The organism is Bacillus cereus group sp. Bce041 (assembly GCF_052646455.1).
In genome coordinates, this window is record NZ_JBQXON010000019.1 from 41,890 (window position 1) to 58,561 (window position 16,672).

Sequence of the window (16,672 nt, forward strand, 5' to 3'; positions counted from 1 at the left end):
TGATGCATCGCATTGACCCAAGTAAATTAGAACTTGAAGAACGTGTAGTTACGATAAATCGTGTCGCGAAAGTTGTTAAGGGTGGTCGTCGTTTCCGCTTTGCTGCACTAGTTGTAGTTGGCGATAAAAACGGTCATGTTGGATTCGGTACTGGTAAAGCACAAGAGGTACCAGACGCAATCCGTAAAGCTATCGAAGACGCTAAGAAAAACTTAATCGCTGTACCATTAGTTGGTACAACAATTCCACACACAATCAACGGTCATTTTGGCGCTGGTGAAGTATTCTTAAAACCTGCTGCTGAGGGTACTGGTGTTATTGCTGGTGGACCTGTTCGTGCGGTCCTTGAATTAGCTGGTGTACAAGATATTCTTTCGAAATCTCTTGGTTCTAACACACCAATCAACATGATTCGCGCTACTGTGAACGGATTAAGCGAACTTAAGCGCGCTGAAGATGTTGCAAAATTACGCGGTAAATCTGTAGAAGAGCTACTAGGTTAAGGAGGGAAAACAAATGGCGAAAAAGTTAGAAATTACCCTCACTCGTAGTGTAATTGGTCGTCCACAAGATCAACGTGCGACGGTAGAAGCTTTAGGTCTTAAAAAGTTGAATTCAACTGTAGTTAAGGAAGAAACTCCTGCTATTCTTGGTATGATCAACAAAGTTTCTCACCTTGTAACTGTAAAAGAAGCTTAAGGATAACTCATTAATATAAGGAGGTGCCTGGGAATGAAACTTCATGAATTAAAACCTGCAGAAGGTTCTCGTAAAGTACGTAACCGTGTCGGTCGTGGTATCGGTTCTGGTAACGGTAAAACTGCTGGTAAAGGTCATAAAGGACAAAACGCACGTTCTGGCGGCGGTGTTCGTCTTGGCTTCGAAGGTGGTCAAACTCCATTATTCCGTCGTTTACCAAAACGCGGCTTCACAAACATTAACCGTAAAGAGTTTGCTATTGTAAACTTATCAACGTTAAATCGTTTTGAAGATGGTACAGAAGTAACACCTGAATTATTGCTGGAAACTGGCGTTATCAGCAAGTTAAACGACGGTGTTAAAGTTCTTGCAAGCGGAGCAGTAGAGAAAAAACTAACTGTTAAAGCGCACAAGTTCTCTTCAAGTGCTAAAGAAGCAATTGAAGCAGCTGGCGGATCAGTTGAGGTGATCTAATGTTTCGTACAATCTCCAACTTTATGCGCGTTGCTGAGATAAGACGTAAAATATTATTCACTTTAGCGATGTTAATCGTATTCAGGATTGGCACGTTTATCCCCGTGCCATTTACAAATGGAGACGTACTGAAGGCACAAGATCAATTAAATGCTTTAGGTATTCTAAATACATTTGGCGGTGGAGCCTTGAAAAACTTCTCCATCTTTGCGATGGGAATCATGCCGTATATTACAGCATCCATCATCGTGCAATTATTGCAGATGGATGTTGTTCCTAAATTTTCGGAATGGTCGAAGCAAGGTGAAATGGGCCGTCGTAAATTAACGCAATTCACGCGTTACTTTACAATTGTTCTTGCGTTTATTCAGGGGTTTGGTATGTCAATCGGTTTTAACGGTATGGTAGGTGGACAATTAATTTTGAATCCAGGTTGGAGCACTTATTTATACATTGCTACGGTACTGACTGCTGGTACTGCATTTTTAATGTGGTTAGGTGAACAGATTACAGCTAAAGGTGTAGGTAATGGTATTTCCATCCTTATCTTTGGCGGTATTGCCGCAGCGATCCCAAGTGTTATATCTCAAGTGTATCAGCAACAGTTTCAAAATATCGGAGATCAATTGTTCATGAGTATCGTTAAAGTTGCATTGATTTTACTAGCTGTGCTAGCAGTTATTGTGGGTGTTATTTTCATTCAACAGGCTGTTAGAAAGATCCCAATTCAATATGCGAAGCGTGTAACAGGAGGAAATGGTGGTTATGCTGGAGCACAAAACACACATTTACCGCTTAAGGTAAATAGTGCTGGTGTTATTCCAGTAATTTTTGCTGTTTCATTCTTAATTACGCCTCCGACTATTGCACAGTTCTTCCCGAAACATGATGTATCGCAGTGGATTATTGCAAACTTTAACTATTCTCACCCAGTGGGAATGATCATATATGTTGCGCTCATTGTAGCCTTCACATATTTCTATGCATTTGTTCAGGTTAATCCAGAGCAAATGTCAGAGAATCTAAACAAGCAAGGTGGATATGTTCCAGGTATTCGTCCGGGTAAGAATACGGAACAATATCTAACAAAAATCTTGTATCGTTTGACCTTTGTAGGATCAATTTTCCTAGCAGCGATTGCAATCTTACCAGTTATCTTTACGAAATTGGGAAATCTTCCTCCATCTGCACAGATCGGTGGAACGAGTATGTTAATCGTTGTCGGCGTTGCTTTAGAAACAATGAAGCAGCTAGAAAGCCAACTGGTAAAACGCCATTACAAAGGGTTTATCAAGCAGTGAGTAAGTGGGAAGAATTGTCTTCCCTACATGCTCATGTACTCTGAGGGGGAACAAGGATGAACTTAATTTTAATGGGGCTTCCTGGTGCTGGTAAAGGTACACAAGCCGAACAGATTGTTGCCAAGTATAACATCCCTCACATTTCAACAGGAGACATGTTCCGTGCAGCTATGAAGGCTGAAACTGAAATGGGTCTACAAGCAAAATCTTTTATTGATAAAGGTGCACTTGTTCCAGATGAAGTTACAATCGGAATCGTTCGTGAACGTTTAAGTCAAGACGACTGCGTAAGAGGTTTCTTACTAGACGGTTTCCCACGAACTGTTGCACAAGCATCAGCTCTTGAAGAAATTATGAAAGATCTTGGCAAAAAAATCGACTATGTTTTAAACATTAATGTGGATTCAGGGTTGTTATTAAAACGCCTTACAGGCCGTCGCATTTGTAAAGAGTGCGGTGCGACTTACCACTTAGAATTCAATCCACCAGCAAAAGCTGATGTGTGCGATAAATGTGGTGGCGAATTATATCAACGCTCTGATGACAATGAAGAAACTGTAGCAAATCGTTTAGATGTAAATATTAAGCAAACAAAACCTTTGCTTGATTTCTACGAAGAGCTTGGTTACTTACAAAGCATTAATGGTGAGCAAGATATCAATAAAGTATTTGCTGATATCGATGTTCTCATCGGAGGCTTAGCGTAATGATAATCTGCAAAACTCCTCGCGAGATAGAAATCATGCGAGAAGCTGGCAGGATCGTTGCTTTGACTCATCAAGAGTTGAAACAGCACATTACTCCAGGAATTACAACGAAAGAGCTCGATCAAATAGCGGAAAAGACGATTCAAAAATATGGTGCTACGCCATCTTTTAAAGGATACAACGGATTTCCGGGGAGCATATGTGCTTCTGTAAATGAAGAGCTTGTACACGGAATTCCAGGGAAGCGCAAGCTCAAAGAGGGCGATATCATCAGTATCGATATTGGTGCGAAATACAATGGGTACCATGGAGATTCTGCATGGACGTATCCAGTTGGAAACATTTCTGAATCTGTTCAAAAGCTACTTGATGTCACAGAAAAATCGTTGTATCTTGGTCTAGAACAAGTAAAACCAGGCGAGAGATTATCAAATATCTCACATGCGGTTCAAACCCATGCTGAAGAGAATGGATTCTCGATCGTTAGGGAGTATGTTGGTCACGGAATCGGGCAAGACTTACATGAGGACCCTCAAATCCCGCACTATGGTCCACCAAATAGAGGCCCTAGATTAAAGCCGGGAATGGTCATCTGTGTTGAGCCGATGGTGAATCAAGGAAGACGATATGTAAAAACACTATCTGATGACTGGACAGTGGTAACGGTAGATGGTAAATGGTGTGCCCATTTTGAGCACACGATTGCTCTTACAGAAGCAGGATACGAAATCCTTACCACTTTATAAGTAGCTGGCTCTCCGGGATTTCAGAGCAGTGTAAAATGTTACTGATTTGAAGAAGGGAGAACTATTGAATGGCTAAAGATGATGTAATTGAAGTCGAAGGTACCGTTCTTGAAACGTTGCCAAATGCTATGTTCAAAGTAGAATTAGAGAATGGGCATGTCGTATTGGCTCACGTTTCTGGTAAAATCCGTATGAACTTCATTCGTATTTTACCAGGAGACAAAGTTACGGTAGAATTATCTCCGTACGATTTAAATCGTGGTCGTATTACGTACCGTTTTAAATAATATAGCACTCCGTAATCTTTAAGGAGGTTCGAGACATGAAAGTAAGACCGTCAGTTAAACCAATCTGCGAAAAATGTAAAGTTATTCGTAGACGTGGAAAAGTAATGGTTATTTGTGAAAACCCTAAACATAAACAAAAACAAGGTTAATCAGAAGGAGGTGCATTCGTAATGGCACGTATCGCAGGTGTAGATATTCCTCGAGACAAACGCGTTGTTATTTCTTTAACTTACGTATTCGGCATTGGTCGCACAACTGCTGAAAAAATTCTTGCTGAAGCAGGTATTTCTGAAGAAACACGAGTTCGTGATTTAACGGAAGACGAATTAGGACGTATCCGTGATATCATCGATCGTATTAAAGTTGAGGGAGACCTTCGTCGTGAAGTATCTCTTAACATCAAACGTCTAATGGAGATCGGTTCTTACCGTGGTCTTCGTCACCGTCGTGGTTTACCAGTTCGTGGTCAAAACTCTAAAAACAATGCTCGTACACGTAAAGGTCCACGTCGTACAGTAGCAAATAAAAAGAAATAATAAGTAAAGGAGGTTGAACTAACAATGGCACGTAAAACAAACACTCGTAAAAAACGTGTGAAAAAGAATATTGAAGCTGGTATAGCTCATATTCGTTCTACTTTCAACAACACAATCGTAACACTTACAGATACTCACGGTAACGCACTTTCTTGGTCTAGTGCTGGTGCACTTGGTTTCCGTGGATCTCGTAAATCTACTCCATTCGCTGCGCAAATGGCTGCTGAAACTGCTGCTAAAGCTGCAATGGAACACGGTTTAAAAACTTTAGAGGTTACTGTTAAAGGTCCTGGTGCTGGTCGTGAAGCTGCAATTCGTGCTCTTCAAGCTGCAGGTCTAGAAGTAACAGCAATTAGAGATGTTACTCCAGTTCCTCATAATGGATGTCGTCCACCAAAACGTCGTCGTGTGTAATTTTTCTGTATAGAATTTTCCCTTTTGTCTATAATGGATATGATGCATTATCGAGAAATTTCGTACAGAAACATCGCTTGTTGTGCACAATCGGGAACTGCCTAAGGGGGACTTTCGGTTAGACAGGGGTTATACCTTTGTTTAACCGGGGTTTCGACGTTTTGAAGGAGGGTTTAGTTAATGATTGAAATCGAAAAGCCGAAAATCGAAACGGTTGAACTTAACGAAGATGCTAAATATGGTAAATTCGTAATTGAACCGCTTGAGCGTGGATATGGTACTACTTTGGGTAACTCCTTACGTCGTATTCTTTTATCCTCACTCCCTGGTGCCGCTGTTACTGCTATCCAAATCGATGGCGTATTACATGAATTTTCAACAGTTGAGGGCGTAGTAGAAGACGTTACGACGATCATCTTAAACTTGAAAAAGTTAGCTCTTAAAATCTACTCTGAAGAAGAGAAGACGTTGGAAATTGATGTACAGGGCGAAGGTATTGTCACAGCTGCTGATATTACTCACGATAGTGATGTAGAAATCTTAAATCCAGATTTACACATTGCAACGTTAGCAAAAGATGCGCATTTCCGCGTGCGTTTAACTGCAAAGCGTGGCCGTGGGTATACGCCAGCTGATGCAAATAAAAGCGAAGATCAACCAATAGGAGTAATTCCTATTGATTCTATTTATACTCCAGTATCACGTGTGACTTACCAAGTGGAAAAGACACGTGTCGGACAAGTGGCTAATTATGATAAGCTTACGCTTGATGTATGGACGGATGGAAGCATCGGGCCAAAAGAAGCTATCTCTTTAGGTGCCAAAATCTTAACTGAGCATTTAAATATCTTTGTTGGTTTAACTGATGAAGCACAAAATGCTGAGATTATGGTCGAGAAGGAAGAAGATCAAAAAGAGAAAGTTCTTGAGATGACTATCGAAGAACTAGACCTTTCTGTTCGTTCTTATAATTGCCTAAAACGTGCAGGAATTAATACTGTACAAGAGCTTGCGAACAAAACAGAAGAAGATATGATGAAAGTTCGTAACTTAGGACGTAAATCCTTAGAAGAAGTTAAACATAAACTTGAGGAATTAGGTTTAGGTTTACGTAAAGACGACTGAGGATTTAAACCCATCAACAAAGGAGGGAACTACGAATGGCATACAGAAAATTAGGCCGTACAAGTGCGCAACGTAAAGCTATGTTACGTGATTTAGCTACTGATTTAATTATCAACGAGCGCATCCAAACGACAGAAACTCGTGCAAAAGAACTTCGTTCTGTAGTGGAAAAAATGATCACTTTAGGTAAACGCGGAGATCTTCATGCTCGTCGTCAAGCAGCAGCTTTCATTCGCAATGAAGTAGCTAACGCTGAGACTGGTCAAGATGCACTTCAAAAACTATTCGCTGATGTAGCTCCACGCTATGCTGAGCGCCAAGGCGGATACACTCGTATTGCAAAAATTGGTCCACGTCGCGGAGACGCAGCACCAATGGTAATTATCGAGTTAGTATAATGATAATTAAAAGGGCAGGACAGTTCTTTTCAAGAAACTGGTCATGGCCCTTTTTTTTAAATATAAAAATAGGCTAACTTGGCGAAGGAAAGGGTGCCTTCTATTGAAAAAAGAGAAACTTCGGATAGAAAATATATCATTTCAATATCCTGGGGCAGCCACTTATGCATTAAAAGATGTTTCATTTTCCTTATATGAGGGAGAATGGGTATCTATTATTGGACAAAACGGTTCAGGAAAGTCTACACTTGCAAAATTATTGAATGGTTTGTTTTTGCCAGAAGCAGGGACTATTACAGTAAATGATACAATGGTTTTATCAGAGGAAACGGTATGGGATGTTCGAAAACAAATTGGAATGGTATTTCAAAATCCAGATAATCAATTTGTTGGAACAACAGTGCAAGATGATGTTGTATTTGGCTTGGAGAATATCGGAATGCCAAGAGAACAAATGATTGAAAGATTAGAACAGGCCTTGCAACTTGTCCGTATGGAAGATTTTCTTAATGATGAGCCTCATTCCTTATCTGGTGGGCAAAAGCAGCGAGTGGCAATAGCAGGCGTTTTAGCACTTCAACCATCTATTTTAATATTAGATGAAGCAACGTCAATGTTAGACCCTCAAGGGAGACGTGAAGTAGTAGAAACGGTTAGACAACTTGTTACTCAAAAAGGTATTACCGTGTTATCAATTACGCACGATTTAGAAGAAGCGGCACAGTCAGATCGTGTCATTATTTTAAATAAGGGAGAAATATTAGAGGAAGGGACTCCAGAAAAAATTTTCAAATCCTCTCATATGCTCCAAGAAATTGGCTTAGATGTACCGTTTTCGGTGAAAATAGCAGAATTATTAAAAAGAAATGAAATTCTCTTGCAAAATACGCATCTTACAATGGAAAGCTTGGTGAACGAACTTTGGAGATTACATTCCAAAAAGTAGAACATCGTTATCAATATAAAACTCCATTTGAAAGACGCGCACTTTATGATGTAGACGTGTCGTTTCCAAGTGGGGGCTATTATGCCATTATCGGTCATACTGGTTCAGGAAAGTCGACGATGATTCAACATTTAAATGGTTTATTGCAGCCGACAAATGGTACAGTTCAAATTGGTGAACATTTGATTTCGGCAGGAAAGAAAGAAAAAAAGCTAAAGCCACTACGTAAAAAAGTAGGGGTTGTCTTTCAATTTCCAGAACATCAGTTGTTTGAAGAGACTGTGGAGAAAGATATTTGTTTCGGCCCTACTAATTTTGGAGTATCTGTAGACGAAGCAAGGCAAAAGGCTAGAAAGGCAATTGAACTTGTAGGGCTAGAACCAGAACTGTTAACACGTTCTCCGTTCGAATTAAGTGGTGGACAAATGAGACGTGTTGCTATAGCGGGTGTACTGGCAATGGAACCTGAAGTGCTTGTATTAGATGAACCTACAGCAGGACTAGATCCAAAAGGGCAGAACGAACTTATGGAGATGTTTTATAAGCTGCACAAGGAGCAGGGTCTTACAGTCATCCTTGTAACGCATAATATGGAGGATGCTGCTCAGTATGCGGAGCAGATTGTAGTTATGCATAAAGGAACGGTCTTTTTGCAAGGAAGTGCAGAGGAAGTATTTTCACATGCTGATGAACTAGAGAAAATTGGTGTGGATCTTCCTATGTCATTAAAGTATAAACGTGCAATTGAAGAGAAGTTTGGTATTTCAATTCCAAAGGCTACCTTATCTTTAGAGGATCTTACTCATGAAGTTGTGCAGGTGTTACGAAAAGGTGGTCATGAACCATGCAGCAGTTGATTATTGGGAGATATATCCCGGGGAATTCACTTATTCATCAACTTGATCCACGTACGAAGCTGCTGATTGTCTTTTTATATGTATTTGTTGTTTTCTTAGCAAATAATGCGATTTCATATGGATTTTTATTTTTATATGCACTCATTGCTTTATTTTTTGCAAAAGTGCCGATTCGTTATGTACTTTCGGGCTTAAAACCAATTTTATGGATTTTTCTTTTTACATTTTTCCTGCATATTTTTACAAATAAAGAGGGGGATGTACTATTCCAGCTTGGTTGGTTTTCGATATATGAAAAAGGATTAGAGCAAGGGATATACATTTCTGTACGATTCTTCGTTATTATTTTAATGACGACATTATTAACGTTAACGACGACACCTATTGAAATTACAGATGGTTTGGAGACGTTATTAAAGCCGTTGAAGCGTATAAAGGTTCCTGTTCATGAAATCGCATTAATGATGTCAATTTCTCTTCGTTTTATCCCGACATTAATGGATGAAACGAGTAAAATAATGAAAGCACAAGCGTCACGTGGTATTGATTTTGCCGGGGGACCGATAAAAGATAGAATGAAAGCTATTATTTCACTGCTCGTTCCTCTGTTTATCAGTGCTTTTAAGCGTGCAGAGGACTTAGCCATTGCGATGGAAGCTCGTGGATATCAAAGTGGTGAAGGACGTACTAAATTTAGGCAACTACGCTGGAAAACAAGCGATACAGTAACGATTGTCAGCTTATTTTGTTTAGCTTGTATTTTGGCATGGGTGCGATCGTAATGGAGAATAGAGAAATGGATAGAATAAAATGTACGGTTGCATATGATGGCATGCATTTTTGTGGTTATCAAATTCAGCCGAACCATCGTACTGTTCAACAGGAGATAGAAAAAGCATTGCAGAAATTGCATAAGGGAGAACTTGTTCGTGTTCAGGCATCTGGTAGAACAGATTCTACAGTTCATGCAAAAGGACAAGTAATACACTTTGATACTCCTTTGTCTCTTGAAGAGTGGCAATGGAGTAATGCTTTAAACACAATGTTGCCAGATGATATTGTTATTAGGCAAGTAGAGAAAAAAACAGAAGAATTTCATGCACGTTACGGTGTTGAGAAAAAAGAATATCGTTATCGTGTATTATTATCAAAGACTGCGGATGTATTCCGTAGAAATTACGTATATCAATATCCATACCCGCTCGAAATCAACTCTATAAGAAAAGCAATTCCTTATTTTATTGGAACGCATGATTTTACTTCTTTTTGTTCGGCAAAAACTGACAAAAAAGATAAAGTGCGAACAATTTATGAAATCGAGTTAATTGAACAAGATGATGAAATAATTTTTCGTTTTGTAGGTAATGGATTTTTATATAATATGGTCAGAATTATTGTTGGTACGTTACTTAGCGTAGGGCAAGGAAAGCTTGATCCTGATAGCATTCCAGAGATTTTAGCGAAACAAAATCGTCAGTTTGCTGGAAAGATGGCTCCAGGTCATGGGCTTTACTTGTGGGAGGTAAACTATAACAACTAATCCTGGTGTAACATTTGCTTGACATTAGAAACTCAAAAGTATATCATAACATATGGTATTGTTTCTAAAACCACGATTAGCCCCGGAAGGAAATCGTGTTTAAGATAAACAATAGATTTTTTCTATGGAAAAGATAACGAGGAGGGAAACACATGCGTACGACTTTTATGGCAAAAGCTAACGAAGTTGAGCGTAAATGGTATGTGGTTGATGCTGAAGGTCAAACTTTAGGTCGCCTTGCTAGTGAAGTAGCATCCATTTTACGTGGTAAAAACAAACCTACATTTACACCACACGTTGACACGGGTGATCATGTAATTATTATTAACGCTGAGAAAATTCATTTAACAGGTAATAAATTAAACGATAAAATTTACTACCGTCACACTAACCACCCAGGTGGACTTAAGCAAAGAACAGCTCTTGAAATGCGTACAAACTACCCTGTACAAATGTTAGAGCTTGCAATTAAAGGCATGCTTCCAAAAGGACGCTTAGGCCGTCAAGTTTCTAAGAAACTTAACGTGTATGCTGGAGCAGAGCATCCACACCAAGCACAAAAACCAGAAGTTTACGAACTTCGCGGATAATTAATTAAAGGAGGGCTTACTTTGGCACAGGTTCAATACTATGGCACTGGACGTCGTAAGAGTTCAGTAGCGCGCGTACGCCTAGTTCCAGGCGAAGGACGCGTTATCATTAACGGTCGTGATTTTGAAAACTATATCCCATTTGCTGCATTACGTGAAGTAGTGAAACAACCTCTAGTTGCAACAGAAACTTTAGGTAACTACGATGTACTTGTAAACGTAAATGGTGGTGGATACACTGGTCAAGCTGGTGCTATTCGTCACGGTATTTCTCGCGCTTTATTAAAAGCTGATCCAGAATACCGTCTAACACTAAAACGTGCAGGTCTATTAACTCGTGACGCACGTATGAAAGAGCGTAAAAAATACGGTCTTAAAGGCGCACGTCGTGCACCTCAGTTCTCAAAACGTTAATTTTTGCGAACTACAAACCCCAACCATTTTGGTTGGGGTTTTTTATGTTTCATTCCTCTTTTGCAATTTTTATAGCTTGGAATATTTTAGTGCTACCGCCGCGCGTATGCTTCTTCTTTAGAAGTTTAGACTAATACGTATTAGGGAGGTTTATAAGTACTATGAATGTCATTGTCAGCTTACAAGAAAAACAAAAAGAAAAGCAGTTAAAATACGAGCGGAAGATGTTGCGGGAATTATCATTAAAAACATTGCGTTCAAATATTCGTGATGCCTTTCAAATGCAAGAGCTTCATCGTCAGTATGAAGATTACTGTATTGAATTAGGGATAGAATCTTATTTATTAGGAGCGAGATACAGTAAATTTGGTTATTATGGTGAATCGTTTTTTGATGTGAAATATAGAGCTTTAGAAGAAGAACAACAATTAACTGAAACGCTATTTCAATTTTTAACGAGTATGACTATGCGAGAAATAAAGTTGAAAGATGAGGAATTACTTTTTGAATCTTGTCAGCAGTTTATAGGATTGTGGTGGCAAGAAGGGTATGAAAAAGGTGAAAGAAGATATCGATTAAAGCTTCATTAAGACAAGCATAAACTTTCCTCTTGTCCCATATAAGTAATTAGAGGGACTAGCTGGAGGAGGAAAGGTATGAAGAGAATTCGAATTATCTCTTTTGCACTCGCTGCGGTTGTATTGTTTTTTTTAGTCAAGCAAGAATTTCAAATTACAAAATCGTGGCGAGCTTGGAATTTACCCTTATCAGGGAAAGTAATTGTATTAGATGCTGGGCATGGTGGACCAGATGGAGGGGCTGTTGGTGGAAAGGATATTATAGAAAAGGATATTACGCTTGAAATTACAAAAAAGGTACAAGACTATTTACAAGAACAAGGTGCACTAGTTATTTTAACGCGTGAGGGAGATTATGATTTAGCTAACAAAGATACAAAGTCATATAGTAGACGTAAAGCAGAGGATTTAAAAAAACGTGTAGAAATCATCAATAAACCTGATGTAGACTTTTTTGCAAGTATTCATTTAAATGCTTTAACTAGTAGTGGATCGAAAGGCGCACAAACGTTCTATTACCGCTCTTCGATTGAAAATGAACGTGCTGCAAAATTTATACAGGCTGAATTGAGAACAAGTTTAGAGAACACGAATCGTTCTGCTAAGACAATTTCGCATGTGTATTTATTAAAGTATTCTAAAACACCAGGTGCTTTAATTGAAGCTGGCTTTTTATCGAATGTGAACGAAAGGTATATGTTAAATTCGGAGAAATATCAGCAAAAGGTAGCAGCTGCAATATACCGTGGTATATTACGTTATTTCACGGAAAAAGGAAATCCTCCAGAATAAGGAGGATTTTTTTGAGCTTCTCTCGTTAACGAAGTTTTCGGAAAATATGTTATACTGGAAATGTAAACGCATTTATTTCAAGAATACGCAGAGATAAATTCAATTAACATTACGTTATTTTTCATACAGGGGGCTGGGCTAATTATGGTAACGAAAGAGCAAGTGGTTGAAGCATTAGAAGGGATTGTAGATCCGTTTTTACATAAAACATTAAAAGAAACAAGTGCAATTAAAGAGGTAACAGTCAAGCCAGAGAAGGAACATGTGAGTGTTAAAATTGCAATCGTAAAAACCGGTACAGCGGAACAAATGCAGTTGCAGTCTGGAATTGTAAAGTTAGTAAAAGAACTTGGGGCAGCAACAGTTGGACTTCGTTTTGCAGAATTTACAGAAGAGGAATTAGCTCAGTTTGCACCGGAACAAGAAGAAGAGCAAAGTGAATCTTTATTGTCACCTAATTCAAAAACAACATTCTTAGCAGTAGCGAGTGGAAAAGGTGGCGTGGGAAAATCAACTGTTTCCGTTAACCTTGCAGTTGCTTTAGCTCGTTTAGGAAAAAAAGTTGGTATTATTGATGCGGACATTTACGGTTTTAGTGTGCCAGACATGATGGGGATAGAAAAACGTCCTATCGTAAGAGGTGACAAGATAATTCCGGTGGAACGTTTAGGTGTAAAGGTAATCTCAATGGGCTTCTTTGTAGAGGATAATGCACCAGTTATTTGGAGAGGACCTATGCTTGGGAAAATGTTAAACCACTTCTTCACAGAAGTAGAATGGGGCGATTTAGATTATTTAGTACTAGATTTGCCACCAGGCACAGGTGATGTTGCGTTAGATGTGCACTCAATGTTGCCATCTTGCAAAGAGATTATTGTAACGACGCCTCATCCAACAGCTGCGTTTGTAGCAGCGCGTGCTGGAGCGATGGCATTGCGCACTGAACATAGTATTCTTGGTGTTGTTGAGAATATGGCATATTTTGAAAGTAAGGTAACTGGTGAGAAAGAATATGTATTTGGAAAAGGCGGGGGAGATAAGTTAGCTACCGAATTACAAACGAATGTTCTTGGTCGTATTCCACTGCAACAACCCGATTGGAATAAAGAAGACTTTGCTCCTTCAGTATATGAAGATACACATACAACGGGCATTATTTATAGTAAAATAGCTGAAACAGTAATTGATAAAACAGCTGTTACACAAAAATAAAGTGAAACTTTAATCAGTGGGGTTCACCTGTTACTGACAACAATAAGGCTTTTGTTGCTAGTAAACCTTTCGTTTAATTAGAGGGGTCCATTTTGTCTGTTAATAGCAAGATAAAGTAATAACGAGTGGACAATATATAAATTGTCCACTCGTTATTATAGTTATTATTTTTTACTGTTCTTCCTTCTTCTCGCCTTGAGAACCACCGTCACCGCCTGCTTCTTTCTTACCAGATCCGCCTTTTTCAGCTTTTTGCACACCTTTACTAATGATATCAATCATCTTGGCTTGGAAGAGTGGACTTTCAGCAGTTTCTGTTAGTACTTGTTGTAGATATTGACGGTATTCTTTACTCTTCATTGTTTGTAACATCATTTTTTCTACTTCAGGATTTTTCATAATTTCTATAACGCCTGCTTGGTATTCAGGGTCTTTTAATAAGGTTTTCATTAATTGAGTTTGTTCTTTCCCCATACTTTTAGCAAATTTTGATGAGAACTCAGGATCTTTAAAGAGCTTTTCCCAGAATTGTTGCCCTTTATCGGATACCATGGCATCTTCAATCGTTTTCTTTACTACTGTTTCATCTAGTATGAGTGCTTGTTTCATTTTTTCATCAGTTAATACATCTTGAATAGCTTTCTTACCTTGATCTGTTTTTAAAATATCAACAATCATTTTCTTTGTTTGATCGTAATCTAGTTCGGATTTCGTTTCTTTTCCTTGTGCGCATGCTGCAAGTGCGATAAGTAGAAAAGAAGAAACGAAAATGAATAGCATCCGTTTCATAAGTTGGAACTCCTTTCAGCACAGTTCTCTCTTTTTAATATAAATATCTTTAAGGAATTTATACATGAACATGGCTAGCTTTTTGAAATTGTCATTGATACAATTTAATTAGAAATATAAGGATAATGGGGGATGTGTTGTGAATAGCCGCAAGTGGGTACGACTATTTTTAACGACGTTGTTTCTTGGTGGGATTAGCACAGTTATTATTGGTTTTGTTTTGGAGTGGGACAAGTACAATAAATTTTTTCAAAATTTCGACGGTAAGGAGGTTTTAGCAGTATCTTTCTGGCTGATGGGTGTAGGATTTATTTTTAGTGTTATAAGTCAAATGGGATTCTTTGCATATTTAACAATCCACCGTTTTGGACTAGGGATGTTTCGCTCATCTTCTTTATGGAATGCAGTCCAGCTCTTCTTTATTGCATTCGTATTATTTGATTTTGTGTATTTAAGATCTGTACTTATTGCAAATGGGGAAGTCTCGTTAGGGAATAATATACTTGTTGCTGGAATGTTATTTGTGTTTGGAGCAATTGTTGCTTATGTAAAAAGTAAAGAAACAAATAAAAAAGCATTTGTGCCAGCTCTGTTCTTTATGGTTGTTGTAACGATCCTTGAATGGGTACCGGCGCTTCGGATTAATGATACAGATTGGTTATATTTAATGGTTATACCGCTATTGTTATGTAATGCATATCAATTACTTGTATTACATCGTTTAATCGGAAAAACAAGTAAATCAGCTTAATAGAGAGGTTTTATACAACATCAGTTATAATGTTGTAAATGGTATGATTAAAAAAGCTCTACCACCTTCTGAAAGGTAGTAGAGCTTTTTATGCGTGAAGAGTAGTAGGGAAGAAGCTACTTCACATCTTCACTTTTCGTACTTGTGTTGGAAATAAGTTGTGAAACGGATATTTGCTCATATCCATCACTTTTTATTTTTTGCAGGAGCAGCGGTAAAGCTCTATTTGTTTGAAGGGCAGAATCGGATGCGTGTAATAACACGATATCTCCACCTTTCAAATTATTAGAGACAGTGGAAACGATGTTATTTACACCTGGGTTTTTCCAATCGTTTGAATTATTACTCCAATGCACGACGGTGTATCCAAGTGATTCTGCGATTTTAAGGGTTGCTTTGTTAAATTCGCCACTAGGTGGACGTAACAGCTTGACTTGTTTTACACCAAGTTTCGTAAAAACATCTTGTGCTCGTAAAAGGTCTCGTCTTATTTCATTTGTCTCTAGAGAAGTATAGGATGTGTAATTGTACCCCATACTACCGATTTCGTGTCCATCTTTCATGATTCGCTCTACAATATCGGGGTGTCTTTCGGCCCATGCAGCAGAAAGGAAGAAGGTTGCATTCTTAATTTCTTTTTCTTTAAGAGTATCTAGGATTGGAATTGCTTTTTTGTCTCCCCAACTAATATCAAACGTAAATGCAACTTGCTTTTTAGCGGTGTCTCCTTTGTAAATTACTTTAGGGCCTGTAGCAGTTGAAAAAGCAGATTCATGTGAATATGTTTTTAAAAAGAGTAGCCATGCTGTAAATAAGGACAGTATTACTATTAAGCTAATGTGTTTAAAATTTCTCTTACTCGTAATAAAAAAGAAAAACATAATATTACGCCCCTTTGTCCAATCCTTTTCAGTTACATATATGCTGGAAATATAAAAAAGAGAACAAAGGATTAATATCGTAAGTAGTGGATATAATGGATGATAGGATTGTGATAATTGAAAATGAGCGGAACGTTTATTGTTGCGTAAGGAATTATTGAGGTGATTGTTTGCTTGGGCTGATGTTGACAAAAGAAGAGAGAAAAGAAATGGAATACATATTGAAGAGAGAATTAGAGGAACTTTTATTTGATTTTGAAGATGAGCGTATTCATGAAGTTGTAAAAAAAGCTATGGAAGAAAGATATAAAATCATTTTCTGTTTATTCCGGAGAGTAGCTAACACAGAAGAATGTATTCGTTATGTAAGAAAAAGAATTTTTTATTAAAAAGTGTTGACGTTAATAGTTTGTATATGTTAAATTAATAACCGTCGCTGATGCGGAAACGCAGAAAACGACAAAAAGAAATTGAAAAACTTAGTTGACATTAACTAACGAAGATGTTAACATAAGGAAGTCGCAAATGAGCGACCAAGTAGTTCTTTGAAAACTGAACGAAACAAACAACGTGAAACGTCAATTTTTATTTTAGATGCTAGACAAACTAACTTTATTGGAGAGTTTGATCCTGGC

The 16,672-nt window shown here is 38.2% G+C and carries 25 protein-coding genes; 23 read left to right on the forward strand and 2 right to left on the reverse strand.

The annotated features are described in order from the left end of the window. Positions 1-2: 2 nt before the first annotated feature. The 21 genes from rpsE (at position 3) to ACUN13_RS29080 (ending at position 13,616) form a co-directional block, all read left to right on the forward strand. Positions 3-503 carry a 30S ribosomal protein S5 gene (gene rpsE / locus ACUN13_RS28980; protein WP_000554646.1) on the forward strand — a complete coding sequence of 167 codons (501 nt, stop codon included), beginning with the start codon at positions 3-5 and terminating at the stop codon, positions 501-503. 13 nt (positions 504-516) lie between these two features. After that, positions 517-699, forward strand: a complete 183-nt coding sequence (gene rpmD / locus ACUN13_RS28985; protein ID WP_001085234.1) for a 50S ribosomal protein L30 — start codon at positions 517-519, stop codon at positions 697-699. A 33-nt stretch (positions 700-732) separates the two neighbouring features. Then, on the forward strand, positions 733-1,173 hold the full coding sequence (rplO, locus tag ACUN13_RS28990) for a 50S ribosomal protein L15 (RefSeq protein ID WP_000766081.1): 441 nt from the start codon (positions 733-735) through the stop codon (positions 1,171-1,173). After that, the gene (secY, locus tag ACUN13_RS28995; protein ID WP_000490117.1) at positions 1,173-2,474 is read left to right on the forward strand and encodes a preprotein translocase subunit SecY; all 1,302 of its coding nucleotides are present in this window, start codon (positions 1,173-1,175) and stop codon (positions 2,472-2,474) included. Before rplO ends, secY begins: the two co-directional genes overlap by 1 nt. 56 nt (positions 2,475-2,530) lie before the next feature. Continuing rightward, complete coding sequence (locus ACUN13_RS29000) at positions 2,531-3,181, forward strand: adenylate kinase (RefSeq protein ID WP_001048989.1); 651 nt, start codon at positions 2,531-2,533, stop codon at positions 3,179-3,181. Beyond that, complete coding sequence (gene map / locus ACUN13_RS29005; RefSeq protein ID WP_000582539.1) at positions 3,181-3,927, forward strand: type I methionyl aminopeptidase; 747 nt, start codon at positions 3,181-3,183, stop codon at positions 3,925-3,927. The genes ACUN13_RS29000 and map overlap by 1 nt, the downstream gene beginning before the upstream one ends. 68 nt (positions 3,928-3,995) lie before the next feature. After that, positions 3,996-4,214, forward strand: coding sequence for a translation initiation factor IF-1 (gene infA / locus ACUN13_RS29010; protein WP_001029884.1), 219 nt, complete (start codon positions 3,996-3,998; stop codon positions 4,212-4,214). A 35-nt stretch (positions 4,215-4,249) separates the two neighbouring features. Next, positions 4,250-4,363 (forward strand): 50S ribosomal protein L36, encoded by a 114-nt coding sequence (gene rpmJ / locus ACUN13_RS29015; protein ID WP_000868344.1) that lies wholly within the window; start codon positions 4,250-4,252, stop codon positions 4,361-4,363. Positions 4,364-4,384: 21 nt separating this feature from the next. Then, a complete protein-coding gene (gene rpsM, locus ACUN13_RS29020) occupies positions 4,385-4,750 on the forward strand; it encodes a 30S ribosomal protein S13 (RefSeq protein ID WP_000090788.1) in 366 nt (121 codons plus the stop codon). 24 nt (positions 4,751-4,774) lie between these two features. After that, the gene (gene rpsK / locus ACUN13_RS29025) at positions 4,775-5,164 is read left to right on the forward strand and encodes a 30S ribosomal protein S11 (protein WP_000101798.1); all 390 of its coding nucleotides are present in this window, start codon (positions 4,775-4,777) and stop codon (positions 5,162-5,164) included. Positions 5,165-5,344: 180 nt separating this feature from the next. Next, entirely contained in the window at positions 5,345-6,289 is a 945-nt protein-coding gene (locus ACUN13_RS29030; protein WP_000569643.1) for a DNA-directed RNA polymerase subunit alpha, read from the forward strand. A gap of 35 nt (positions 6,290-6,324) precedes the next feature. Then, complete coding sequence (gene rplQ, locus ACUN13_RS29035; RefSeq protein WP_000331490.1) at positions 6,325-6,687, forward strand: 50S ribosomal protein L17; 363 nt, start codon at positions 6,325-6,327, stop codon at positions 6,685-6,687. A 103-nt stretch (positions 6,688-6,790) separates the two neighbouring features. Then, positions 6,791-7,633: an energy-coupling factor ABC transporter ATP-binding protein gene (locus ACUN13_RS29040; protein WP_000711757.1), complete on the forward strand. Its 843-nt coding sequence runs from the start codon at positions 6,791-6,793 to the stop codon at positions 7,631-7,633. Next, positions 7,609-8,490, forward strand: coding sequence for an energy-coupling factor ABC transporter ATP-binding protein (locus ACUN13_RS29045; protein WP_445424076.1), 882 nt, complete (start codon positions 7,609-7,611; stop codon positions 8,488-8,490). The genes ACUN13_RS29040 and ACUN13_RS29045 overlap by 25 nt, the downstream gene beginning before the upstream one ends. Then, positions 8,478-9,272 carry an energy-coupling factor transporter transmembrane component T family protein gene (locus ACUN13_RS29050; RefSeq protein ID WP_001186526.1) on the forward strand — a complete coding sequence of 265 codons (795 nt, stop codon included), beginning with the start codon at positions 8,478-8,480 and terminating at the stop codon, positions 9,270-9,272. Before ACUN13_RS29045 ends, ACUN13_RS29050 begins: the two co-directional genes overlap by 13 nt. Positions 9,273-9,286: 14 nt before the next feature. After that, positions 9,287-10,030 carry a tRNA pseudouridine(38-40) synthase TruA gene (gene truA / locus ACUN13_RS29055; RefSeq protein ID WP_002164804.1) on the forward strand — a complete coding sequence of 248 codons (744 nt, stop codon included), beginning with the start codon at positions 9,287-9,289 and terminating at the stop codon, positions 10,028-10,030. 152 nt (positions 10,031-10,182) lie between these two features. After that, entirely contained in the window at positions 10,183-10,620 is a 438-nt protein-coding gene (gene rplM / locus ACUN13_RS29060) for a 50S ribosomal protein L13 (protein ID WP_001260793.1), read from the forward strand. A 21-nt stretch (positions 10,621-10,641) separates the two neighbouring features. Continuing rightward, the gene (gene rpsI / locus ACUN13_RS29065) at positions 10,642-11,034 is read left to right on the forward strand and encodes a 30S ribosomal protein S9 (protein ID WP_000079986.1); all 393 of its coding nucleotides are present in this window, start codon (positions 10,642-10,644) and stop codon (positions 11,032-11,034) included. A 161-nt stretch (positions 11,035-11,195) separates the two neighbouring features. Further along, positions 11,196-11,624, forward strand: coding sequence for a DUF2521 family protein (locus ACUN13_RS29070; RefSeq protein WP_001101005.1), 429 nt, complete (start codon positions 11,196-11,198; stop codon positions 11,622-11,624). Positions 11,625-11,690: 66 nt separating this feature from the next. Next, a complete protein-coding gene (cwlD, locus tag ACUN13_RS29075) occupies positions 11,691-12,404 on the forward strand; it encodes an N-acetylmuramoyl-L-alanine amidase CwlD (protein WP_000822439.1) in 714 nt (237 codons plus the stop codon). A gap of 144 nt (positions 12,405-12,548) precedes the next feature. Further along, positions 12,549-13,616 (forward strand): Mrp/NBP35 family ATP-binding protein, encoded by a 1,068-nt coding sequence (locus tag ACUN13_RS29080; RefSeq protein ID WP_000256628.1) that lies wholly within the window; start codon positions 12,549-12,551, stop codon positions 13,614-13,616. Between the two features lie 171 nt (positions 13,617-13,787). On the opposite strand, the gene gerD is transcribed toward ACUN13_RS29080, so the two are convergent. Continuing rightward, positions 13,788-14,405, reverse strand: a complete 618-nt coding sequence (gerD, locus tag ACUN13_RS29085; RefSeq protein WP_000827295.1) for a spore germination lipoprotein GerD — start codon at positions 14,403-14,405, stop codon at positions 13,788-13,790. 139 nt (positions 14,406-14,544) lie between these two features. Here gerD and kbaA point away from each other — a divergent pair, with 139 nt between their 5' ends. Continuing rightward, the gene (gene kbaA / locus ACUN13_RS29090; protein ID WP_444877424.1) at positions 14,545-15,156 is read left to right on the forward strand and encodes a KinB signaling pathway activation protein KbaA; all 612 of its coding nucleotides are present in this window, start codon (positions 14,545-14,547) and stop codon (positions 15,154-15,156) included. A 116-nt stretch (positions 15,157-15,272) separates the two neighbouring features. Here the strand turns inward: kbaA and pdaB are convergent, their stop codons facing one another. Continuing rightward, complete coding sequence (pdaB, locus tag ACUN13_RS29095) at positions 15,273-16,037, reverse strand: polysaccharide deacetylase family sporulation protein PdaB (RefSeq protein WP_000464703.1); 765 nt, start codon at positions 16,035-16,037, stop codon at positions 15,273-15,275. Positions 16,038-16,207: 170 nt separating this feature from the next. On the opposite strand from pdaB, the gene ACUN13_RS29100 reads away from it, so the two are divergent. After that, on the forward strand, positions 16,208-16,426 hold the full coding sequence (locus tag ACUN13_RS29100) for a hypothetical protein (protein ID WP_000901147.1): 219 nt from the start codon (positions 16,208-16,210) through the stop codon (positions 16,424-16,426). The last annotated feature ends 246 nt before the right edge of the window (positions 16,427-16,672 follow it).